28 protein-coding genes and 1 rRNA gene are annotated in these 22631 nt (G+C 40.7%); 15 read left to right on the forward strand and 14 right to left on the reverse strand.

What is annotated here, in order from left to right; genetic code table 11:
* Window positions 1-90 (forward strand): 5S ribosomal RNA (gene rrf / locus F991_RS16880); the annotation flags it as partial.
* Between the two features lie 404 nt (window positions 91-494).
* Window positions 495-2468 (forward strand): hypothetical protein, encoded by a 1974-nt coding sequence (locus F991_RS13805; RefSeq protein ID WP_004672629.1) that lies wholly within the window; start codon window positions 495-497, stop codon window positions 2466-2468.
* 61 nt (window positions 2469-2529) lie between these two features.
* On the opposite strand, the gene F991_RS13810 is transcribed toward F991_RS13805, so the two are convergent.
* On the reverse strand, window positions 2530-2865 hold the full coding sequence (locus F991_RS13810; protein ID WP_004672630.1) for a protein tyrosine phosphatase family protein: 336 nt from the start codon (window positions 2863-2865) through the stop codon (window positions 2530-2532).
* A 123-nt stretch (window positions 2866-2988) separates the two neighbouring features.
* Here F991_RS13810 and F991_RS13815 point away from each other — a divergent pair, with 123 nt between their 5' ends.
* From F991_RS13815 to F991_RS13830, 4 genes are all read left to right on the forward strand, one after another.
* Entirely contained in the window at window positions 2989-3885 is an 897-nt protein-coding gene (locus F991_RS13815) for an alpha/beta hydrolase (RefSeq protein WP_004672631.1), read from the forward strand.
* Window positions 3886-4314, forward strand: coding sequence for a thioredoxin TrxC (trxC, locus tag F991_RS13820; protein WP_004672632.1), 429 nt, complete (start codon window positions 3886-3888; stop codon window positions 4312-4314).
* A gap of 10 nt (window positions 4315-4324) precedes the next feature.
* Window positions 4325-4741, forward strand: coding sequence for an acyl-CoA thioesterase (locus F991_RS13825; RefSeq protein WP_004672633.1), 417 nt, complete (start codon window positions 4325-4327; stop codon window positions 4739-4741).
* Window positions 4742-4824: 83 nt separating this feature from the next.
* On the forward strand, window positions 4825-5304 hold the full coding sequence (locus tag F991_RS13830; RefSeq protein WP_004672643.1) for a GAF domain-containing protein: 480 nt from the start codon (window positions 4825-4827) through the stop codon (window positions 5302-5304).
* Between the two features lie 63 nt (window positions 5305-5367).
* Here F991_RS13830 and F991_RS13835 read toward each other — a convergent pair whose 3' ends face one another.
* A complete protein-coding gene (locus F991_RS13835) occupies window positions 5368-5862 on the reverse strand; it encodes a DUF4442 domain-containing protein (protein ID WP_004672644.1) in 495 nt (164 codons plus the stop codon).
* A 14-nt stretch (window positions 5863-5876) separates the two neighbouring features.
* Window positions 5877-6365 carry a YajQ family cyclic di-GMP-binding protein gene (locus F991_RS13840; protein WP_004672646.1) on the reverse strand — a complete coding sequence of 163 codons (489 nt, stop codon included), beginning with the start codon at window positions 6363-6365 and terminating at the stop codon, window positions 5877-5879.
* Between the two features lie 90 nt (window positions 6366-6455).
* Between F991_RS13840 and F991_RS13845 the strand changes: the two genes are divergently transcribed.
* On the forward strand, window positions 6456-6770 hold the full coding sequence (locus F991_RS13845; protein WP_004672647.1) for a rhodanese-like domain-containing protein: 315 nt from the start codon (window positions 6456-6458) through the stop codon (window positions 6768-6770).
* A 91-nt stretch (window positions 6771-6861) separates the two neighbouring features.
* Here F991_RS13845 and mnmC read toward each other — a convergent pair whose 3' ends face one another.
* Genes mnmC through F991_RS13865 form a run of 4 tightly spaced genes read right to left on the reverse strand, consistent with a single transcriptional unit; the run spans window position 6862 to window position 10128 of the window.
* A complete protein-coding gene (gene mnmC, locus F991_RS13850; RefSeq protein WP_004672648.1) occupies window positions 6862-8766 on the reverse strand; it encodes a bifunctional tRNA (5-methylaminomethyl-2-thiouridine)(34)-methyltransferase MnmC2/FAD-dependent 5-carboxymethylaminomethyl-2-thiouridine(34) oxidoreductase MnmC1 in 1905 nt (634 codons plus the stop codon).
* Between the two features lie 18 nt (window positions 8767-8784).
* A complete protein-coding gene (locus tag F991_RS13855; RefSeq protein ID WP_004672649.1) occupies window positions 8785-9186 on the reverse strand; it encodes an SH3 domain-containing protein in 402 nt (133 codons plus the stop codon).
* A 3-nt stretch (window positions 9187-9189) separates the two neighbouring features.
* Window positions 9190-9492, reverse strand: coding sequence for a YciI family protein (locus F991_RS13860; RefSeq protein ID WP_004672650.1), 303 nt, complete (start codon window positions 9490-9492; stop codon window positions 9190-9192).
* A 24-nt stretch (window positions 9493-9516) separates the two neighbouring features.
* Window positions 9517-10128 (reverse strand): septation protein IspZ, encoded by a 612-nt coding sequence (locus F991_RS13865; protein ID WP_004672652.1) that lies wholly within the window; start codon window positions 10126-10128, stop codon window positions 9517-9519.
* Between the two features lie 45 nt (window positions 10129-10173).
* Here F991_RS13865 and F991_RS13870 point away from each other — a divergent pair, with 45 nt between their 5' ends.
* Window positions 10174-11025 carry a PHP domain-containing protein gene (locus tag F991_RS13870; protein WP_004672653.1) on the forward strand — a complete coding sequence of 284 codons (852 nt, stop codon included), beginning with the start codon at window positions 10174-10176 and terminating at the stop codon, window positions 11023-11025.
* A 4-nt stretch (window positions 11026-11029) separates the two neighbouring features.
* Here F991_RS13870 and F991_RS13875 read toward each other — a convergent pair whose 3' ends face one another.
* Complete coding sequence (locus F991_RS13875) at window positions 11030-11947, reverse strand: LysR family transcriptional regulator (RefSeq protein ID WP_004672655.1); 918 nt, start codon at window positions 11945-11947, stop codon at window positions 11030-11032.
* Window positions 11948-12053: 106 nt separating this feature from the next.
* Between F991_RS13875 and F991_RS13880 the strand changes: the two genes are divergently transcribed.
* Window positions 12054-13100 carry an aldo/keto reductase gene (locus F991_RS13880; protein WP_004672656.1) on the forward strand — a complete coding sequence of 349 codons (1047 nt, stop codon included), beginning with the start codon at window positions 12054-12056 and terminating at the stop codon, window positions 13098-13100.
* A gap of 71 nt (window positions 13101-13171) precedes the next feature.
* On the opposite strand, the gene F991_RS13885 is transcribed toward F991_RS13880, so the two are convergent.
* Window positions 13172-14083 (reverse strand): bestrophin family protein, encoded by a 912-nt coding sequence (locus tag F991_RS13885; RefSeq protein WP_004672657.1) that lies wholly within the window; start codon window positions 14081-14083, stop codon window positions 13172-13174.
* Between the two features lie 44 nt (window positions 14084-14127).
* The gene (gene radC / locus F991_RS13890) at window positions 14128-14862 is read right to left on the reverse strand and encodes a RadC family protein (protein WP_004672658.1); all 735 of its coding nucleotides are present in this window, start codon (window positions 14860-14862) and stop codon (window positions 14128-14130) included.
* Window positions 14863-14977: 115 nt separating this feature from the next.
* Between radC and coaBC the strand changes: the two genes are divergently transcribed.
* The 3 genes from coaBC (at window position 14978) to F991_RS13905 (ending at window position 17751) form a co-directional block, all read left to right on the forward strand.
* Window positions 14978-16234, forward strand: a complete 1257-nt coding sequence (coaBC, locus tag F991_RS13895) for a bifunctional phosphopantothenoylcysteine decarboxylase/phosphopantothenate--cysteine ligase CoaBC (RefSeq protein ID WP_004672659.1) — start codon at window positions 14978-14980, stop codon at window positions 16232-16234.
* An 82-nt stretch (window positions 16235-16316) separates the two neighbouring features.
* Window positions 16317-17156, forward strand: coding sequence for a methylated-DNA--[protein]-cysteine S-methyltransferase (locus F991_RS13900; RefSeq protein WP_004672661.1), 840 nt, complete (start codon window positions 16317-16319; stop codon window positions 17154-17156).
* Window positions 17143-17751: an alpha-ketoglutarate-dependent dioxygenase AlkB family protein gene (locus tag F991_RS13905; RefSeq protein ID WP_004672662.1), complete on the forward strand. Its 609-nt coding sequence runs from the start codon at window positions 17143-17145 to the stop codon at window positions 17749-17751. The genes F991_RS13900 and F991_RS13905 overlap by 14 nt, the downstream gene beginning before the upstream one ends.
* A 58-nt stretch (window positions 17752-17809) precedes the next feature.
* Here the strand turns inward: F991_RS13905 and secB are convergent, their stop codons facing one another.
* The 4 genes from secB to rsgA all read right to left on the reverse strand — a co-directional run bounded on the left by secB (window position 17810) and on the right by rsgA (window position 20139).
* Window positions 17810-18268 (reverse strand): protein-export chaperone SecB, encoded by a 459-nt coding sequence (gene secB / locus F991_RS13910; RefSeq protein ID WP_004672663.1) that lies wholly within the window; start codon window positions 18266-18268, stop codon window positions 17810-17812.
* 32 nt (window positions 18269-18300) lie between these two features.
* Entirely contained in the window at window positions 18301-18558 is a 258-nt protein-coding gene (gene grxC / locus F991_RS13915; RefSeq protein WP_004672664.1) for a glutaredoxin 3, read from the reverse strand.
* Between the two features lie 11 nt (window positions 18559-18569).
* Window positions 18570-18986 carry a rhodanese-like domain-containing protein gene (locus F991_RS13920; RefSeq protein WP_004672665.1) on the reverse strand — a complete coding sequence of 139 codons (417 nt, stop codon included), beginning with the start codon at window positions 18984-18986 and terminating at the stop codon, window positions 18570-18572.
* Between the two features lie 94 nt (window positions 18987-19080).
* Entirely contained in the window at window positions 19081-20139 is a 1059-nt protein-coding gene (gene rsgA, locus F991_RS13925; RefSeq protein WP_004672667.1) for a ribosome small subunit-dependent GTPase A, read from the reverse strand.
* A 124-nt stretch (window positions 20140-20263) separates the two neighbouring features.
* Between rsgA and orn the strand changes: the two genes are divergently transcribed.
* The 3 genes from orn (at window position 20264) to F991_RS13940 (ending at window position 22626) form a co-directional block, all read left to right on the forward strand.
* The gene (gene orn / locus F991_RS13930) at window positions 20264-20818 is read left to right on the forward strand and encodes an oligoribonuclease (RefSeq protein ID WP_004672669.1); all 555 of its coding nucleotides are present in this window, start codon (window positions 20264-20266) and stop codon (window positions 20816-20818) included.
* 130 nt (window positions 20819-20948) lie between these two features.
* Window positions 20949-21677: a Bax inhibitor-1/YccA family protein gene (locus tag F991_RS13935; RefSeq protein ID WP_004672670.1), complete on the forward strand. Its 729-nt coding sequence runs from the start codon at window positions 20949-20951 to the stop codon at window positions 21675-21677.
* Window positions 21678-21822: 145 nt separating this feature from the next.
* Entirely contained in the window at window positions 21823-22626 is an 804-nt protein-coding gene (locus F991_RS13940) for an enoyl-ACP reductase FabI (RefSeq protein WP_034595711.1), read from the forward strand.
* The last annotated feature ends 5 nt before the right edge of the window (window positions 22627-22631 follow it).

A 22631-nucleotide genomic window follows, 5' to 3' on the forward strand; every position in this document is an offset into this window, starting at 1 on the left:
CACCTGATCCCTTCCCGAACTCAGAAGTGAAACCTCTTCGCGCTGATGGTAGTGTGGCACTTGCCATGTGAGAGTAAGTCATCGCCAGCTTTTAAATACTAAACCTCCCAACTTATGTTGGGAGGTTTTTTATTGCGAAATGAAAAAAATATAAATTAAAGATTGAGTTCTCTTAAAACTGCTGCATTAAACTCAGGAATATCATCCGGGCAACGTGAGGTAATAAGCAGTTAATTGGAATGGTGGTTTAATGCATTTTACTTAGATTAATCTATCTATAGATAAAATTATTGTACGTCTGAAAGAATGAAAAAAATTAATCTATAATTATCAATTTTAATCAAAAGCTTGACTTGTTTCTCTTTAATTTTTTTTACTCATTAATAAAGTATATTTACAGAAAATTAATAGTATGGTTACATTAGGCATATTTTTTATAATGAAAAAAATCTTATTCCATATTGGGGTTGGGTTGGGGATATAAAGGAATGATGATGAATAAAAAACAGCTTATATCAAAGTTGTCTGTAATTGCTGTATCAATTTTATTAGCAAGTTGTGGTGGGGGAGATGGGTACTATGGTTCAAATAATAGTAATAACTCAGGTGGTGGAAATGGCCAAACTCCTGTAACTACTGTTAATATCGCAGATATTGTACTATATGATGCTAATAATTCAGTTGTGACCTCTATTACAGCAGCTGGTGTTACTGCGAAAGTTAAAGTGACAGATGCTTCAGGAAAGGGGCTAAGTAGCGCGATTGTTACATTTAGCGGTGATGGAGTTGTCTTTGGTACAAGCAATGGTGCTGTTCTTACAAATGCGGATGGCGAGGCGAGTATTTCAATCAAACCTCAAGATTTGAATGCTACGGGTGCATATCAAATTACTGCTATGGTGAGTTATAACGGTTTGTCAGCAACGACCAAACCTTATAACTTTGCTTTACAAGCAAGTAATATTGTTTTAGTCGGAATGATGGCTGCAAGTGGATCATTAGAATCTGGCGCTTCAACTAATATTACTTTAAAGACTCAAGATGCGATTACAAAAGTTAATCAAAATAATGTCACGGTAAATTTCAATGCGACATGTGGTACATTTGAGCCTGCAACAATCGTGTCCTCAAATCAAGGGGACGTGACAACTTCCTATAAGTCAATTGATTCTGCTGGTAAATTGTGTGAGGGTGAGCAAACCATTACAGCAACTGGCTCAAATATTCCAGAGTCTAAAGTTAAAGTTAGTATTGCTGCTATTGAGGCAAATTCAATCGTTTATACATCTGATGCAGTAAATTTAGGCATCAACAGCAGTGGTTCAGCTTCCTCTGGTCAAGTTGAATTTACACTTTATTCGAATGGTGTGCCTGCTGCAAATAAGGATGTTCAGATTGAGTTGTTACGTGCTCCTGAAGATTTAAGTTTTATATCTTTAGGAAATCAAAATATTAAGACAGTGAAAAGTGATCCAAATGGTAAAGTGATCGTCACTTTATATCCAGGCGATAAGCCTGGGCCGGTGGAAATAAAGGCAACATTAGTCTCTAATATAAATGTATTTGCACTATCTAAAAATGTTGCTGTATCAACAGGGCGTGCAACTCAAGATGGTTTTAGCTTATCAGTAAGTAAAAACTCTTTACAGAATAGAGTGGATGGCGACAGTGCAAATATTCAAGTTATGTTGCGAGATCGTAATGGTAATCCAGTACCAAATGGCACTGTTGTTAGCTTCGTAAGTGAGGGTGGGGTCGTTACGCCTAATTGTTCTACCGCTAATGGGCGTTGTTCGGTAACTCTATCCGTACAAAACCCTCGCCCTTTAGATAATCGCGTAACGGTATTAGCATATGTCGAAGGCGATAAGTCTTACAAAGATAAAAATGGTGATAATCGTTATACAGTAGATACTGATGAGCTCGTAAGTAATATTGGTGACTTCTTCTTAGATAATAATGAAGATGAAGCATATAATGCAAATGATGGCGAGTTTGTTTATAGACGTAATGCTGGAACAGAAGCATGTGCAGCATCTACTATTGTTCAACCAAACATTGCAAATACATGTAGTAAAAATTTAGATGCTATCCTTCGTCAACAATTATTATTTGCATTTGCTGAAAATACAGCAACCTTTACCAATGTAGGTGCTAGCGGTAATTTATTATCTTTTAATCTGTATGGGAATAGCGCTCAAAGTGTTCCTATGCCTACAGGTTCAACTGTGAATGTGACGGCTGAAGATAATACCAAAAACAATGATTTGTCTTGTGTGGCAGAGTTTGTTCAAGGTAGTTCACCAGTTGCAAGTGTATTTAATCTCTTAACACCGACAACATTTAAGAACAGTACGCAGACATTATATGGATATCGCTTAAAAGAATGTGCAGTAGGTGATACTTTCAAAGTTGCGGTGACATCCCCAGATGGTAAGGTTTCAACTATTTTTGTTGATTATCAATAAAAATTTAAATTTATTATAAAAAAACAGTGCTACGGCACTGTTTTTTTGTATCAATTACAGATTAATCATCTAACAAATCCATTTGTTTCGCTAATTGGTATAAATTATTTGAACGATTACCTGTACGACAAAACATTAAAATAGGTTTTGGTAATTCGTTGTAGTGGTTTGCAAAAGTACGAACATCTAATTCGCTAATTTGACCTGCAACGACAGGTTGATAGACATAATCTAATCCTGCATTACGTGCAGACTCCTCGATTTGAGCACTCGTCGGCTGTTCAGGACCGCCTTCCATATCTGGGCGATTATTGATAATGGATTTGAATCCTTTCTCTACGACCTGCTCGACGTGATCTGGTCCAATTTGACCTGCAAAACCAATATTCTCTGACATCTTGTCACTCCAAAAACAAACAAAACATTTTATGCTCTATCATAGCATTAAGCTTAATGTTGAGTTTAAATGTCTATAGTAAATAAACGATGAACCTAAAAAAGATAACGTAATGGAGCGCGCATGCACACCTACACTGTTGAGCCGTTGTATGTTCCAAGTGGTGATGAAACGATCGCCGCTGATTTTTATCTTCCTAAGACAAATATTAAACCTGCCGTAATTTTAATGGCACATGGCTTTGCAGGATTGCGTCAATTTAAATTAGTGCAATATGCACAACGTTTTGCTCAAGCGGGTTATGCCGTCATTCTATTCGACTATCGTTTTTGGGGGGGGAGTACGGGAAAACCAAGAGAATTGGTTTCCTTAACCGCTCAATTAGATGATTGGAAAACCATGATTCAACATGCATCTAACTGTAAGTTGATTGACAGCCGGCGAATTATTCTTTGGGGAACATCCTTGAGTGGTGGTTATGCACTGAGTTTGGCAAGTGACCTCAAAAACATCCAAGCAGTGATGGTACAGGTGCCCTATGTAGATGGTGCAGAGACGGCCAAGCATTACCCACTTCAGCGTTATCCTGAGGCTTTAAAGCGCTCTAGTCAGGACTACATGGGGTCTAAGATGGGGTTGGTACCTAAGACTCTACCTGTTGTTGATCAATATAGACTGTGTTTCTTACCGACATCTGATAGTTATTATGGTTATCATTCGATTATAAATCCTGACTATTACTGGAGTGGCGAAGTCCCAGCACGGGTATTTTTTAATTTGATGCGTTATCGCCCTATTCAGTTCGTACGTAAGATTAATATTCCTGTTTTATTTATTGCAGCGAAGCATGATACATTGATTCCGATTGAGTCGAGTCGTGAAGCTGCAACCAATATTGCTCCTTTTGTGAGCTACCATGAGTGGGATATGAAGCATTTTGATATTTATCACGGTTCTTGGTTTGAAAAAGCAGTCACAACCCAATTAGAATTTTTACATCAACATATTGGAGTGATGTAAATGATGATTGTCTGTGCATCATGTGGTGCAAAAAATCGCGTACCCGAAGAAAAATTAGCAGTTCATCCGAATTGTGGTCAATGTCATCAGGCATTATTACCTCAAGCGCCAATTGAGTTAAATGAACAAAATTTTAGTCACTTTATTAGTAATACCGATTTACCGGTTTTGATTGATTTATGGGCTGAGTGGTGTGGTCCATGTAAGATGATGGCACCACATTTTGCTCAAGTTGCTAAGCAGAATCCATATGTGATCTTTGCGAAGATTGATACTGAGGCAAATCCACGCTTAAGTGCTGCATTTAATGTCCGAAGTATTCCGACCTTGGTCTTGATGAATAAAACCACCGAGTTAGCAAGAATCAGCGGTGCATTACGTACGCCTGAGTTACAGCAATGGTTAGATCAGCAATTACAGCAACATTAAGAGAATGAATATGACGGAACGCTTGAATCATCCAGAGGGTACTTTATCACTGCAAAATATTGCAATGCCAGCTGATACCAATTGGAGTGGTGATGTTTTTGGGGGCTGGATTGTCTCTCAAATGGATTTAGCGGGTGCGATTCATGTTGAACGTCTGAGTAAAGGTCGTTGTGCCACAATCGCGATTAATCAGATGACTTTTTTGGTTCCAGTCAAAGTCGGAAATGTAATTAGCTGCTACACCAAAATCCTGAAAATCGGAAATAGTTCGGTGCAGGTACAAATTGAAGTTTGGAATAGTCATGATGACTCTCGAGATCCTGTGCGGATTACGGAAGGGGTCTTTACTTTTGTTGCTGTTGATGTGAATGGCAATAAACGTGTGATTTCTGATGAGGTTAAACAAGCTTATTTAGCGAACTTGTAAAATATAACGCAAACGGATATGAGCTTGATTATGTATGCTCTATCTTTTTGTTTTATATCATATTGGCATTTGGAGTGTAGATCATGGCTGAAGAACTCGTTTTGCAACAAGGTCATAAAGCTGAACAATATCAAAGTCTAGTGCCGCAGATTCAAGCGATTGTTGATGGTGAATCTGATGTGATTGCCAATCTCGCGAATATTTGTGCAGCATTAAAACAGCAATTTGATTGGCTATGGGTTGGTTTCTATCTTGTGAAAGACGATGAGCTGGTGCTAGGACCCTTTCAAGGGCCGATTGCCTGTACACGTATTGCAAAAGGCCGTGGTGTCTGTGGAACAGCATGGCAACAACAGCAAGTGATGATTGTGCCCGATGTGGATCAATTCCCCGGACATATCGCATGTAGTTCGGCTTCTAAATCTGAGATTGTATTGCCGATCATGAAAAATAGTGAGTGTGTTGGGGTTTTAGATATTGATAGCGATGAACTGGATCAATTTGATGATGTCGATGCTGAGTATCTTCAGCAGCTAATTTTAATCATTGAAAAGTTCATTTAGGGCAGGACACTGCAAAAAAATAAAGCCCAAATCATTTGGGCTTTATTTTTATCATTCAAAAAATTATTTTTTGCGTTTTGGCAGCCAAGCCCAAAGCATTTGGCATTGGATTGGTTGATTGCCAGCATCATCAATGACAGTGACAGGAATCAATAACTCGCCTTTTTCATTTTCAGCGATAAACTTTTGTTGATCAGCTGATAATGTTGCTGTCGCTGTTAAGCCACCTTGAGCAACTTTTAAATAATCGACATGCAAAGATTTAATCAACAAAATGCGACTATCTGGAACATGTAGACCAGTTAAAAAACCCGTTGCTGTTTCAGCCAATAGCGCCATTGCTGCGGCATGAACCCCTTTAATATGGTTTTGCATATTACGTTGGTTTTCAATACGCACAGTCACATGGTCTTTATCCACTTCTAAATAGCGAATATTTGCTGTTCCCACCATTGGAACAACGCGGCCAAAAGCTTTGCTCCATAGCGTGCTACGAATGCCTTTAGGAAACTTAGACGTGGTTTTAACCAGCGTATAAAGACGGTTATCTTTTGCCATAGTGAACCTATTGCTTAGTCTTTGAAATTATTAAATTGGAGTGGCAGACCAAATTGTTGTTCACGTAAAAAGTTCATGACTTGTTGCAAAGTATCGCGTTTTTTATCCGTGACACGAATTTTGTCGCCTTGGATAGAAGATTGCGCTTTGATGCCGCTTTCTTTAATGGCTTTATTAATTTTTTTTGCGGTATCTGAGTCAAGTCCATCTTTAAGCTTGACGACTTGAACCACATTTTTACCAGATGCGGTGGCTTTTTGAGGATCTAATGCTTGTACGTCAATCTTGCGTTTATAAAAATGGTTTTCGAGCATGCTATAGACTTGTTCACATTGGAAATCACTTTCAGTTGAGATTTTGATCTCCTTATTTTTTTCATTTAGCTCAATAGAAACATCCTGTCCACGGAAGTCAAAACGTGTCGCAATCTCTTTTTGAGTGTTTTGTACGGCATGATTGACTTCAAATAACTCTAATTCAGAAACAATATCAAAAGAAGGCATAGTTAGACCTTTACAAAGGGAAAGAATATTTGAGATGCTAAGGGGGTTTTCTTCATTTGCCAAGTGTTGTTTACATCAAAGGAGTGCGCAATGATCCGTAAACAAGAAATTACAACATTTGAGTTCCCAAAAGACGCTGTCATTTGGGATGTCCGAGATACCAAAGCGTATACAGAGGCTCATGTCAAAGGGGCAGTAAATCGCCCAATTGCTGAATTAACTGCGGATAGTTTGACTCAGGTTGCAGCGGATCAGCCGATTTATATTCTATGCGGGGGTGGCAGTAAAGCACCTCGAGCAGCAGAACTTTTAGAAGGTATTGATGGTTCTCGTGAATATGTTGTCTTGATGGGTGGCACACGTGCAGCACGTGATGCAGGCTTAGCTTTAGAGCAAGGTGCTTAATCGCTAAGAAAATTTGCCAAAATACTTCGGTATTTTGGCAAATTTAAAAAAATAAGAATCTGATTAAAATAATTTTTCTTAAAACGATAGTTTAGCCAGAATAATAAGGTTTTTTTACTTTAACTTTCTTTTGGAAACGTTGAGGATTGAGTTTATCTAATAAGCTTTGTGGAATTGGACAAAGCTCACCTAAAACCAATGCAGCTAATACTTCACTGCACAGCGGCGCAAACAAGAAACCTTTAGAACCTAAACCTGCAAAGGTATAGCACTCATTTGTATTTTGCATTTTGCCGACTAAAGGAAAGTAATCTAAGCTTTGTGCGCGCACAGATGCTCGACCTTGCCATAAGTCTGTCGATGGGAGCTGTTGCGCATATTCGGGAAAGACACTGTGGATAAGTTCATGGTTATGCACATGGTCTTCTGGTAATACTTCGGTATCGTCTCGATTTGGAAAAAAGGATGCGCCTAAGATCAGTTGAGTCGCTTCAAGCTGCATACAATAACCGCCATAGCTATAAGCTTGATCAAGAGGAAGCGGTTGATTGCTGTTATTTACCCAACTGACTTGTCCACGAATCGGTTTAAGTACTGGATAGTTTTCAAACAGATCGGCACTTTGTTTGGCACAACACACAATCACATGATCAGCCGATGCAAGTCGTTCTTGATCTTGCCATAGCTCGGTTTGGTTTTCTGATGGCTTTAAATCTGAGATCTTGGCTTTTAGTATCGTGATATTGGGATGCTGCAAAATCTCATCACGGAGTTGATGTGGGGAAACTGCGCCTGCTTGTCGTAATTTTAAACTGGAAAACTCAGTTTCAGGGAGAGTCTCTAGCGAAGAGTGAGCAGATAAAACATGATCAGGGTATTGTTCAACCAATCCTAAAAGTTCATCAGGATTTTTTAAAGCAATTTGTTGAACCTGAATCGGTCTAAACGCTTTGAAACGTGGATAAAAATTCAAAGCATGTTGCCAGCTTAAAGTCATCAAGTGTTCATGTGCTTGTTCAATTGGGCATAGCTTTGGGTTGAGTAAGGCGAGAGGGTTGCCTGATGCCCCTGAGAGTGGCTCATTTTGCTCGTAGATCGTGATTTGATGCCCACGTTGAGCAAATGCCCATGCACTACTTAAACCCGCGATTCCTGCGCCAATGATGGCGATATTTCGCTGCGTTGTTGTTTTGGATTCCGGTTGTTGTATCACCACATTTTCTTGGGCATTTCGCGATGCTTTTTCAGGTGGTGCAGCAGCATCAAGCCAAATGGCTTTAAGCATTTCTCGTTTATGACCAAAACCACGTGGGCGACTGATTTGAATACCCTGTTGCTTGAGTCCACGTTTCAGTACACCCGCAACACTAAATGAGGCAAAGGTTGTGCCCAAGTCAGATAAACGAACAATATGATTGAGTACATTTTCTTGCCACATATCTGGATTACACGAAGGGGCAAAGCCATCCAGAAACCAAGCATTTACAGCTTGGGTTTTAGGAATACTTGGAAAAATGTCCTGTGCATCGCCTAGCCACAAATCAAGACTAAAGCGCTCTTCAGGAAAATCAAGACGATGACAGCCAGCGATCGGTAATGGGTATTGTGCAATCAGCTTTTCGGCTAGCGGTTGTAGTTCAGTCCAAACATTGAGGGCACGGATGAGATCGGCTTTGCTGAGAGGAAACTTTTCTACGCTGATGGCATGTAAATGGCTGTGGTTATCAGGACGAACTTGTCGCCAAAGTTGCCATACCGCTAAAATATTTAAGCCTGTACCAAAGCCTGTTTCACCCACGCAAAAATATTGATAATCGTTGAGTTGGGAAAGACGCTCAGTGAGATCATTGCCATTTAAAAAGACGTGGCGTGTTTCTAATAAGCCATTGTCTTTGGAAAAGTAGACATCGCCGAATTGTTTAGAAATGGGAACTTCAATACCATCGATGAGTTCCCAGTCCAATGCAGCTGTTTGTAGTTTTGATGACTCAGACATAAATAAGTGTGTTGCGGTTTACCACTGACGACGGCGTTTAGTATAAACATAACTTGCGATAAAAAAGCCAAGAATGACACCGACCGCAATGGTCATCGCACCGTAGAGGAACATTTGTGCACTACGTTCACTTTGCAATACTTGGACTTGCACAATTAAACTGTCATTTTTTAACTGTAATTCTTGGTTTTGAGTCAGGGCTTCAAGATTGGCATTTTCAAGTTGCTTTAAACGACTGGCTTGATCTTGAATAAGCGCCTTATTTTTTGCTTCTTGTTGCTGTTTGGCTTTGGCAATTTGTTCTGCTGTCAACGGTTTGGTTACTGCGCTTGCAGTGGTTTGAACCGTTGATGATTCAACAGCCCAAACACTAGAAGTGAGTAAACAAAGAGCAAATAAGCTTTGGAATGCAATACGCATGGTTTACCCTTTTGGAAACGCTTTGTTAAAAGGTTTTACATCAATCTTGGCGTAAATCCCTTCTTTTAAAAAAGGTTCTTCTTCAATCCACGCATCAAGTGCTTCTCGACTATCAAACTCGACAATGATGGTGCTGCCAATAAAACCAGCTTGTAGGTCATCTGGGTCTTTGGGGTGTGCGCCAGCGGCAATTAAACGCCCTTCATCATCCAGTTTCTGTAGACGTGCTACATGTTGTGGACGAGTCGCTAGACGTTTCTCCAAAGTACCTTCACAATCAGTACAAGTGAGTACAAAATAGGGCATAGCAGTTGCTCAGTGATTCAGAATTTAGTCTGTGGTTTTAAAACGTTTTCTTAAGCAAAAGAGTATAACAGCAAGGTAACTGAGCGACACGATAATATCGCCAAAAGCGGTGAATTCTCCCCAATATTTTCCTTGTAAGAACATAAAACCAAAGAAGAAATGTAAAGCAGCTAACAAAAAGAACTGACCACACCACGCCCAGTTCAATCGTATCCATTCCTTTTTGTTTAACTCTAATACTGAACCGAGCATTTTTTGAATAATTGGCATTCGTTCTTTATTAAATAAAGGCGTAACCAAAAAGCCAATGCCGATACCGACATTGATAATGACCGCTTTCATTTTGATATAGGTGACGTCGCTGAAAACTAAGGTGATCCCACCAAAAATAACCGACATGACCACGATAAACCATTGCATCTTTTCCAGTTTAAATTTTTGGAAAATGAACAAACAGCCGTAAACAACCAGTGTGGAAATGAGTAAGGCACAGGTTGCAACAAGAATATGATTTTGATCCGTATTTCCTGCACTACCCACTAATTCTAATAATGGGTGATGATTATCTTTCGGGTCGGTAGTTTTATAAAAATAAAAGAAGATAATAATCGGAAGATAGTCGAGCAACGCTTTCATGTTACAGTACGGCAATGAAATAGGTCAGATAGCATAATACAAACCATGTTCGGTGTCGATTTACATACCCATAGCCTTATCTCAGATGGTACTTTGTCTCCAGAGCAATTGGTGCAGGCTGCTGTGGATGTAAAAATTCATACTTTGGCTTTAACCGATCATGACACCATGGATGGCTTGGCGCAGGCTCGAATGTATGCTCAAGACTATGATATTCAGATTGTTTCGGGCGTTGAAGTTTCTAGTCAATGGGCGAGAGAAAATACCAAAAAGAGTTATGGTGTACATATTGTTGCATTGAATATGCAAGACGAAACACCGATAAAGATCATGCTCGAGAAGCAGAAAAAAATACGCGCGGAGCGAGCAAAGGTGATCTGTTGTTTATTAGAGAAATGTATCAATTTTGATATTTACCCAGATGTAGTCGCCAAAGTGGATGGTCATGCGGATCGAGTGACTCGAACCCATATTGCAAAAACACTGGTGGAAAAGAATATCGTGAGTCGCCCACAGCAAGCATTTGATCGTTTTCTAAAAGAAGGCAAGAAGGCTTTTGTGAAATTTGATGGGGTGGGTTTAAAAGAAACCATTGAGGTGATTCATGCCAGTCAAGGTTTTGCCGTTTTGGCACATCCGACACGTTATGATTTATCTGCTACCAATATTCGCTATTTGATTGAGTTATTTGCTCAGAGTGGCGGTGATGCAGTCGAACTGCCACCGAGTATAGAGCCTGCTTCAACACGGCAAATGGTGGATCGAATGATTCAGCAGTTTGATTTGGCGGTTTCCATTGGCAGTGATTTTCATGGTGACAATATGCCTTGGATCAAGCTTGGACACACGCCGAAAGTAAATGAAGGGCAGCGAGGCATTTGGGAAAGTTTTAGATAAATTTTTAAAGCGAATTGTGCTTATATGATGGGTAATGGTTCTGAAAATAGTCCATTAAGTATTCTAAAAATAATTGAACTTTGGGTGGGATTAAATTTCTATTCGGAAAAACAGCATAAATTGAAGTGGGTTCAACTGGATACTGAGCGAGAACTTGAACAAGTTTTTCTGCTTTTAAGTCATCACTGACATGCCAAAGCGAATGATTGGATATGCCTAAACCTGATAAACAGGCTTGCCGAACGCCTTCACCTGAATTGGTTGTGAAATAACCAGCCACTTGGATGTGTTGCAGCTCTCCCATTTTTGTTATGAAATTCCAATGATCAGTTAAACCATGTTCATGTTGTTGCAAAATACAACGATGTAATTTGAGATCTGACAATGTTTGCGGCTGACCATATTTTTCTAAATATGTAGGCGAAGCGCAGAGTAAACGTGGATTTGATGTCAGTGCTTTGGCAATCAATGTTGAACTTTTTAATTTTCCAATGCGTATTGCTAAATCCATCCCATATTGAATCAGATCAATGTTTTGGTCATTTAAATCTAAGTGAATTTTCAGTTCAGGATGTAATAATGAAAATTCAGCGATCACTGGCATTAAAATTTTTGTGCCAAACGTGGCAGAGGTGGTGATTCTGAGCGTGCCAGAGAGGCATTTGTCTTGAACTTTTAGTGATTGCTGTAGGCTTGAAAATTCATGAAGCCAGATTCGACCATGTTCAAGTAAGGTTTTCCCTTCTTCGGTCAGACTGATTTTACGGGTGGTGCGATGCAACAAACGAAGTTGTAGATTTTGTTCTAATCGTTGAATTCGCTGACTGGCCACAGAAACAGAAATATTGGCTTCTTGAGCGGCTCTGCTGATGGAGCCTAAATCAGCAACTCGAATAAAAAATTGGAAATCTTCTGTATTCATTATCAATAAAACCAGAAAAGTATTTCTTGATTATCGTGGTTTTTTAAAAAATCTCATAGCGCTATTGTGATCTCAAGCGAATAAAACTTGATGAGAGAGGCGTAGGATGAAATATCATTTCTTAGGAAATTCAGGTTTAAAGGTATCCGAACTTGGATTTGGTGCAGGAACATTAGGCGGGAAAGGTCAGATTTTTTCAGCGTGGGGACAAGCCGATCAGGCAGAAGCCAATAGCATGATCCAACTTTGTCTAGATGCTGGTATTAACTACTTTGATACGGCGGATGTTTACTCTGATGGTGAGTCTGAGCGAATGTTGGGTCGGGCACTCACCTCAGAGCGACAGCATAATATTATTTCAACCAAGGTGGGAATTCGAAGTACTAATCAACTCAATGATGCAGGCTTTAGTCGAAATTATTTACAGCATGCCGTGGAACAATCATTGACGCGATTAGGAACAGATTATATTGATGTGTTGCAATTGCATCAGTTTGATAGCTTTACCTCCTTGCACCAATTGATGAAAACCCTCGATGAACTGGTGCGGAGTGGTAAGGTGCGTTATATCGGGGTGTCAAATTTCTCTGGTTGGCAACTCATGAAAGCTCAAGCGATTGCTGAACAATATGGTTATGAAAAATTTGTGGTGAATCAGGTCTATTATTCATTGATTGGGCGTGATTATGAGTGGGAACTGATGCCTTTAAATGATGACCAACACATTGGAGCTGTGGTTTGGAGTCCTTTAGGTTGGGGCCGTCTAACGGGTAAATTTGATCGGGAGCATCCGATTCCTGCTGAGAGTCGTTTGCATGATACGGCGCAGTTTGCTCCCCCAGTGAATGAAGCGCTGCTCTATGGTGTGATTGATATATTGACGGAAATCGCAGATGAAACAGGCCATTCGATTCCACAGATTGCATTAAATTGGTTATTGCAACGCCCAACGGTGTCCAGCGTACTGATAGGTGCTCGAAATGAAACACAGCTACGAGATAATTTAAAAGCTAAAGATATTCAATTGACGCAGGAACAGATGGATAGACTCGATCAGGTAAGTGCGATTTATCCACCTTATCCGTATTATCCTTATTGGAATGGACAATTTACTGAGCGCTTTAAATCCTTGGTTTCATCCCATTTTATTTAGTAGAGCATGACTGAGTTCATGATTAGAATGTAGCCCCCATGGCATCTTCGCGAAGGGGGCGATTTATTTTTTTATAATAAATTATGATCATGTGCCTGAATCGGCGGAGGTGTCGGACGACCGAGCGTACCGAGCAACTCAATTTCGATGTTTCGAACCATGGCATCAAGCGGTAGATCGTTACTTTGCGTGCCAAAAGGCTCTTCGATTTCGCTACTCAATGCATCTAAGCCTAAAAAGGTATAAGCCAAAATGCCAACCAAAAGTGGCGTTACCAGACCCAGTAAAGAACCTAAGCTAAAGGGTAACATCACACAGAAGAAATACACCGTACGGTTGAGCAGTACTGAATAAGCAAAAGGAATTGGGGTATTGGCAATACGATCACAGCCTGTTTGCATTTCACTTAACGCAACAACATGCTGGTTCATTTGCGTGTAAATAATATCTGAGATTTCACCGTCTTTGAGTGCTTGTAAAAGCTCCCACTGAATCAGGCTCAGCGTGTATTGAGGTGCATTATGTTGTTGATAAAGCTGTGTAAGCGCTTGTTGGCTTAAGCCACTGGTTTCGGTCAATTCCGTTGGATTTGCAGTTTGGTGGCGTAAGCGGTCACGCAGGACATTCGCAAATACAATTACATTTTGAATGACTCGTTCACGTCGGGCTTGGGTTAAAACGCGACAATCGCGATCAAAATGTCGTGCTGTGGCAATCAGAACACCCCATAGTTTACGTGCTTCCCACCAACGCTCATAACAGGCGCTGTTCTTAAAGCCTAAGAAAATGGAAAGCACAACACCGATCAAGGTGAAGCCAACTAAAGGAATCTCGGGGAAACGAAATAATTGTATATATTCAATGCCGCCAATGATGGCAGAGATGAGCATAACAAATCCGAGAGAAGGTAAAATTTTGGGTAAAATTGTCCCACGCCATGAGAATAAAACTTTAAAAATACTCGGCTGGTCACGAACAATCATGTTATTTGGATCATTAATTTTATCTGTCGATGTTCAGGCTTGCTTCAGCCTTTGTCAAGACGAGATTGTTTGATTTTAATAGGGTTGAGTAGTTGTTGTTCAGAAAATGAAAAATAGCCATCTGATGCAATAATAAAGTGATCAATGAGGTTAATTTCAAGTAATTTACACGCTTGCTTGAGTTGCTGTGTCAGGTAAATATCTTCTTGAGAAGGTTGAGCGATGCCATAGGGATGATTATGGGCAACCACGATTTGGCAGGCTTGCTGTTGTAAGGCATAACGCAAGGTCTGATTCAGTGAAACACTACATGAATGTTGCGAGCCAAAAAACAGTTTTTTGAAATGTAATTTTCTTAATTCAGCATCTAAACACAGCACCGCAAATACTTCTTGTTTTTCACCTTGCAGTTCATAGCGTAAATAATCAAGTACCAGGTTTGAGTGATCTAAACAAAGTCTTTGTTGATGAAAATGATTATTCAGATAACGCCGTCCAAGCTCTTTGACTGCCATGAGTTGTGCATATTTGGTTGAGGCGATGCCATTAAACTGGGACAAATCTTCAAGTGAAGCATCAAAAATTGGGTTTAAGCCGCCAAAATGTTGTATCAAAATACGAGATAATTCGACTGCAGAATGTTGCTTCGAGCCTGAGCGCAGAAAAATTGCCAGTAGTTCTGCATCGGATAAACTCTGTGCCCCTTGAAGTAATAAGCGTTCTCTTGGTCGTTCTTGTTCAGGCCATGCCTTGATGGACTGTTTAATCGATTGATTCATTGTTCAGTTCACTTTGATTTTATTGTGTTTATGACTTTTTTAAAAACCCATCACTTGGGTCTGATCGTATTTAATGCTATTGTGAGCGCCACTGCAACAGTAAGGTATCCTGTTTGTGAGCTTTGATCTAAGTGTTATTCCCCACAAAAACATTATATTAGCGGTCACGGGTGGCATTGCAGCCTATAAAAGTGCCATTTTAGTACGTCGTTTAAAAGACTTTGGTTTTGATGTCCGCGTGGTCATGACACATGGCGCACAAGCTTTTATTACGCCTTTGACCTTTCAAGCACTTTCTGGAAATCCAGTTCATACTGAATTGTTAAATCCAGAGGCAGAAGCAGGTATGGGGCATATCGAGTTGGCGCGTTGGGCTGATTTGATTTTAGTTGCGCCCGCAAGCTGTGACAGTATCGCTAAGTTTGCCAATGGCTTGGCCGATGATCTGCTCAGTACCTTGTATTTAGCGACCAAAGCACCTGTTTGGGTTGCACCCGCCATGAATCAACAAATGTGGGCTGCAAAAGCAACGCAGCGTAATTTGCAGACCTTGGTTGAAGATGGCGTGCATGTGATTATGCCTGACGCAGGTGAGCAAGCCTGTGGCGATGTTGGTTTGGGGCGTATGCCTGAGCCAGAAGATTTAGCCCGTCAAGTTGCAGCTTACTTTCATAAAGCACAGCGTGCGATCGCAGAGAAATTTGGTTTATTGGCGGGTAAGCGCGTCACGATTACAGCAGGTCCTACCCGCGAAGCAATTGATCCTGTCCGTTATATTTCAAACCATAGCACAGGTAAAATGGGCTTTGCGCTCGCAGCCGCTTGCTATGCAGCAGGTGCGAAAGTCACCTTGGTCGCAGGTCCTGTGAGTTTAGATACCCCCAATGGTGTGCAACGAATAAATGTCAGTTCTGCCATGCAAATGTTAGATGTCAGCATGAATCAACTGGCAGACGGTTGTGACATTTTTATCGCCACCGCTGCGGTTGCTGACTATCGCGTGGCGCAAGTGGCAGAACATAAGATTAAGAAAGCAGGTGATGAACTTGCGGTTGCTCTAGTGAAAAATCCAGATATTGTGGCAACCATCGCGCAGCAACAGGAACGTCCATTTATGGTCGGTTTTGCAGCAGAAACGCAAAATGTTGAAGAATATGCTGCGGGGAAATTGGTTGCGAAGAAGTTGGATATGATTGCGTGTAATGACGTCTCTCGTCCTGATATTGGTTTTGCTTCTGATGAAAATGCCATGACGGTATTCTTTGCCCAGTCTTACCATATGAAAAAGCGTGAATTAGAGAAAGCCTCTAAACAGGAAATTTCGCAGCAATTGGTTGAATCGATTGCTGACGCATTACGTCGCCGTTTGTAATTTATCATTGTTAGCATCTTTCGGATTTTCTTCTGACTGCAAGCTTGTTAATGTGGAGAAATAGCAACAAGAGGGCAGACAGATGCAACAGCAACGAAATTATGATCGTATTGCTCAAGCGATTGCCTATATACAGCAAAACTTCCAGCAACAGCCGCAACTAGATGAGGTCGCGGCTCATATTCATCTAAGCCCCGCCCATTTTCAGCGCTTGTTCAGTGAATGGGTAGGGACTAGTCCGAAAAAGTTTCTGCAATATATCAGTGTGGAATATGCCAAAAATATTTTAAAGCAACAGGGCAGTATCTTTGATGCAACTTTTGCAACAGGGCTTTCCAGCACCAGTCGGTTGCATGATCTTTTTATTCAAATCGAAGGTATGACACCTGCCGAATATAAACATGGTGGGCAAAACCTAAACATCCATTATCAGTTTGCAGAGACACTTTTTGGCGAGGTGTTGATCGCCTCAACGCATAAAGGGATTTGTGCACTCACCTTTGTGCAACATCAAACCGATGCGCTAGAACAATTAAAATCTCAATTTCCCCAAGCCATTTTTAAACAACAAGCTGACCAGTTTCAACAAAGTGCTTTAGTTCTTTTTCAAAAAGATCAGTGTCGATTGGCTGATATTAAATTGCATTTGAAAGGCACAGACTTCCAATTGAAAGTTTGGCAAAGTTTGCTCAAAATCCCAATGGGGCAACTTTCCACTTATGGCGCATTGGCCCAAGCCATTGAACATCCCAAAGCAGCGCGAGCAGTGGGTACCGCAATCGGCAATAATCCTGTGGCTTTTTTGATTCCTTGTCATCGGGTGATTCAGTCCACTGGAGCGTTTGGTGGCTATGAATGGGGAGCAACCCGAAAAATGGCAATGATTGGTTGGGAGGGAGTGCAAACACATGCAACTGTTTGATATCGAAGTTGATCCCAATCATAACCATTTACCTTATGACGGCACGGTACAGTATTATGGCAAAGTCGTTGAAGGTTTGAGTGCGGATGATTATTTTGAGAAGCTGATGCACAACATCGCATGGCAAAATGATCAGGCCATCATTTTTGGTCGGCAGATCACCACCAAAAGAAAAGTAGCGTGGTATGGTGATCGCGCATTTGAATACACCTATTCAAACATCAACAAATACGCTTTGCCTTGGACATCTGAGCTGATTGAACTAAAAGCATTAGTTGAACAATTAACAGGTGAAACATTTAATTCTTGTCTACTCAACCTTTACCATACAGGTGAAGAGGGAATGGCATGGCACAGCGATGCGGAAACAGATCTTAAAAAAGAAGGTGCGATTGCATCGTTAAGTTTTGGTGCGGAACGAAAGTTCGCTTTTAAACATAAGCAGACCAAGGAAAAAGTAGAATTGTATTTAGAGCATGGTAGTTTGTTGGTCATGAAAGATACCACGCAACATTATTGGTGGCATCGTTTGCCCCCGACTAAAAAAGTGAGTACGGCACGAGTCAATCTGACCTTTAGAACGATTATTAACTAACATTAAAAAAGGACTGAAAAATCAGTCCTTCTTTATATCGAAGCAATCGTTATAACGATTATGCTTGACCTTGTGCAGCACCTTCAGTTTGTAGGCGTTGCATATTCGCTTCAAACTCAGCATCAAAGTTGATTGGTGTAAGTAGCAATTGTGGGAAGCTACCTTTCGTCACTAAATCATTCACTGATTCACGTAAGAACGGGAATAGGATATTTGGGCAGTAAGCACCTAAGATGTATGGAAGACGATCTTCTTCTACACCATCAATCAAGAAGATACCTGATTGAGTAATATCAACGATGAACGCAGTTTCATTTTCGTTATTTGCTTGAACCACAACTTTTAAAGACACTTCATAGTGTGTTGGATCAATTTTTTCTGCGGCAGAAGATAAGTTGATATTCAGTTCTGGTTGCCATTGTTTAGTAAAGACATGTGCACCAGGAACTTCAAATGAAATATCTTTTGTATAAATACGTTCTAACGCGAGTTGTGGTTGAACTTGTTCTTCGCTCATCGTTTTTCCTTAAATTATGGAACTGTTGTTAATTAAGCCAATAATGGATCGAGTTTTCCTTCACGCTCTAAGGCATAAAGTTGATCAAAACCGCCAATAAACTGGTCGTTGATAAAAATTTGAGGCACTGTACGGTGATTGGTACGTTGCATTAACTCAATACGAACCTCAGGTGCTTCATTAGAAAGATTAATTTCTTTATAAGCAACACCTTTGCGCTCAAGCAATTGTTTGGCGCGTACGCAATATGGGCAAGAAAGCGTTGAATAAATAGTGACATTGGTTGTCATTTCATCTCTCCTTAAGCTTTGGTTTTACTTTTGACTAAAGGTAAGCCCTGAGCTTTCCAGTTGCTAATGCCACCGTCTAAGCGATAGCTGTCAGCATGACCCACTTTTTGCAATGCAGTGCCGGCCACTTGTCCTAAGTTACATATAAAGACCAATGGACGGTCACTTGCTTTGAGCTCATCAAGGTGGCTTGTGATCTGGCTATATGAAATGTTACGGCTACCACTGATGTGGCCTTCACGGAAATCTTTCGCATCACGTAAGTCGATCAAGATCGCGTTTTTCGCCTTGACTAAAATACCGAGAGATTGTGGTGAAATTTTACGACCATTGCGTTGTCCTTCTAAAACAAAGAACAATACGATGAGCACGGCAAGCGTACCAAATAAGAAGGGGTGATTCCCCATAAACTCAAACCAACGTTCCACAAGTCACCTAAAGTTAAAATCAAAACTGCCACTGAGTATAACTTATCTGTATGGTGATCAAAAACTTTAGTTCAAGGGCTCATTTGAATTAATGCTAATTTTTTTGCTGTGCTTCTTGAATCTCATCCAACAGTCGTAAGTAGCTATCTAAACGACGCGGTAAAATCTCACCTGCAACAACTGCTTGTTTCAAAGCACAATTTTTCTCATGGGTATGGGTGCAATTGCGGAACTGGCAAAGTCCTAAATGTGCCTCAATGTCAGGAAAACCAGTTCGTACTTTTTCTAGGCTTAAATGCCACAGCCCAAACTCACGAATTCCCGGTGAGTCGATCAATGCGCCGTTTGTTCCAAATTTAATCAAACGGGTTGATGTGGTGGTATGTTGTCCCAGCGCAGAGTTTTCAGAAATGATATTGGTTTTTTGCGCAGCGTCAGGAACGATGGTATTAATCAGTGAGCTTTTGCCGACACCTGACTGCCCAACGAAAGCGACCGTTTCATTGTCTATGCGAGCTGAAAGCGCAGATAAATCACCGTATGAGTGGCAGATAAGCGTTTCATAGCCCAAAGTCTCATATTCACTTAACAAGGTCAGAATCGGATCATTTTTTTTGAGTAAGTCGGATTTGTTTAGCACCAATAAGGCGGGAATATTGGCATCGGCACAAGCCACGAGATAGCGATCAATCAGTGTTGGCGCCGGTTCAGGTAGCGGTGAAAATACAATCACAATCAAGCTGATATTGGCAGCAACAGGTTTTACTTTGTGATAACGATCTGGACGTGTCAATAATGACTGTCTTGGATAGATCGCCGTGATAATACCAAGCCCCGTATTGGGATCCGCTTGCCACTTTACGCGATCACCTGTGACTAATAATTCGAGGTTGGTGCGAGTATGGCAGCGCCACACACTATCCATTTCAATCGATTTCCAAAATGGTGCAGGCTCACCTGCGTTCACTTGTGGGGATTCTGGGTGCTGTTCAGGCACAGATAAAGCTTGTACTTCGAGTTGACGACCATAATGTTGAACAACCAATCCATCAAGGTCTTGCGACGTATCAATGTCGTCTTGACGCGATTTGTGTTGTTTTTCAATACGACGTTGCTGCTGGTCAGTTAAACGACGCTTACGAATTAAAGCCATTCATATCCCAAAAATCCACATGTATAAGACCGCAAAAATAGCATGAAGTGATGAGAGAGTTACAGTCAAGTTCGCATTAATTTGCTACTATTGATGTTTTTCACACCTATTAGAAATATTATCCATGAGCAGCACCCCTGATACACGATTAATCTGGATTGACCTCGAAATGACGGGTTTAGATACGGATAATGACCAGATTATTGAAATTGCAACAATTATTACAGATGATCATTTAAATATTTTGGCTGAAGGCCCTGTGTTAGCGATCCATCAATCAGATCGCTTGCTCAACGCAATGGATGAGTGGAATACCAAACAACATGGTCAATCGGGGCTGATTGAGCGTGTCCGTCGCAGTAAATTGACTGCTGAGGATGCAGAACAGCAAACATTAGAATTTTTAATGAAATGGGTCAATGCAAAGACTTCACCGATGTGTGGCAATTCTATTTGCCAAGATCGCCGTTTCCTACATCGTTTAATGCCAGAGTTGGAACAATTTTTCCATTACCGTAATTTAGATGTCTCTTCAGTGAAAGAACTGGCTAAACGCTGGAGACCTGAAATTATGAGCGGTCTAAAGAAAAATGCATCACATCTAGCGATGGATGATATTCGTGATTCGATTGCAGAGTTGAAATATTATCGTGAATACTTTTTTATTATGAATAAATAAGCTTTCTCGAAGAATTTAAATAAAGGGGCGAAAGCCTCTTTTTTTATCGAACGTAAAAATTATTTGGGGGCGATGCTAAAATCGCTTAAACTCAGATTTTATTTTCGTGAACTATAAAAAGAGAGCAGACATGCAAAGCGATAATCCTATTTTAACTCGGGTAGAAACCTATAGTGATTTGGCCGAGCCGATGACCATTCAAGGCGCTATTCAAAAGTCAGTCCTGTTAACCGTGATCGCAGCGACACTTGGTATCGGACTATTTTTATATTGTGCCTTCACTGCTAATTTTTCAATTGCTTATGCCGCAACCATCGTGGGTATTGTAGGCAGCCTTATTCTTGGATTGCTCACAACTTTTAAACCGAATACGGCACCTCTATTGGCGATTCCCTTTGCTTTATTTGAAGGTGCATTTTTAGGTGGTGTTTCTTTCATTTTCCAAGTGAAATTTCCAGGTGTACCGTTACAAGCATTACTGGCGACCTTTGTCACTACATTGGTATTATTTGCCTTGTATAAGTTCCAAGTGATTCGTGCAACTGAGAAGTTTAAAGCAGTTGTGATTTCAGCTTCGATTGCGATTGCTTTGGTTTTTGTGGTGCAAATCTTTTTAAGTTTGGCATTGGGTTCTAGCATTCCTTATCTGTTTGAAAGTAATTGGTTAGGCATCGGTTTTGCGGCTTTTGTCGCGGTGATTGCATCGTTGAACCTGATCTTGGATTTTGATTTGATTGAACGTGCCACGGCGCAGGGCGCACCTAAAACATTTGAGTGGGTGTGTGGTATCGCATTGTTAGCCACTTTGGTCTGGATGTATTACTCATTTATGCGTTTATTGAGCCTGATCCAAAAGTAATGATCGTGCTTAGGTCAGTAAAAACACCAAACGCCTTCAATTGAGGGCGTTTTTTTATGCAAGATTGTAAAAAAGATGCATTATGCAATTTCGGAAAATGCTGAATATTGGCATTATGGGTGAAAATTTTTCGAGTGAGAATAAGATGTCACAAGGACTTTTAACTGGTAAGCGTTTTTTAATCGCAGGTGTTGCAAGTAAGTTGTCGATTGCTTATGGCATTGCGGCAGCTTTACACCGTGAGGGTGCAGAGCTGGCGTTTACTTATCCAAATGATAAGCTGAAAAAACGTGTTGATGATTTTGCCGCACAATTTGGTTCAGACTTGGTTTTCCCTTGTGATGTTGCTGTTGACGCAGAAATTGACAACACCTTTATTGAGTTAGCAAAACATTGGGATGGTTTGGATGGTGTAGTGCATTCAATTGGTTTCGCACCTGCACATACGCTAGATGGTGATTTCACTGACGTGACAGACCGTGACGGTTTCAAAATCGCGCATGACATCAGTGCTTATAGCTTTGTTGCGATGGCTCGTGCTGCTAAACCGTTGTTGCAAGCACGTCAAGGTTGTTTATTGACCTTAACTTATCAAGGTTCTGAGCGTGTGATGCCGAATTACAATGTCATGGGGATGGCGAAAGCATCTTTAGAAGCAGGTGTTCGTTATCTAGCATCTAGCTTGGGTGCTGATGGTATTCGTGTGAATGCAATTTCTGCTGGTCCAATCCGTACTTTGGCGGCGTCTGGTATTAAGTCTTTCCGTAAAATGCTTGATGCGAATGAAAAGATTGCACCTTTAAAACGTAATGTGACCATCGAAGAAGTGGGTAATGCTGCATTATTCCTTTGTTCACCGTGGGCTTCGGGTATTACGGGTGAAATCATGTATGTTGATGGCGGTTTCAATACTGTGGGTATGAGCCAATCAATGATGGATGATGAATAATTAGA

This window comes from Acinetobacter sp. CIP-A165, assembly GCF_000367985.1.
In the GTDB taxonomy this organism is placed as follows: Bacteria; Pseudomonadota; Gammaproteobacteria; order Pseudomonadales; family Moraxellaceae; genus Acinetobacter.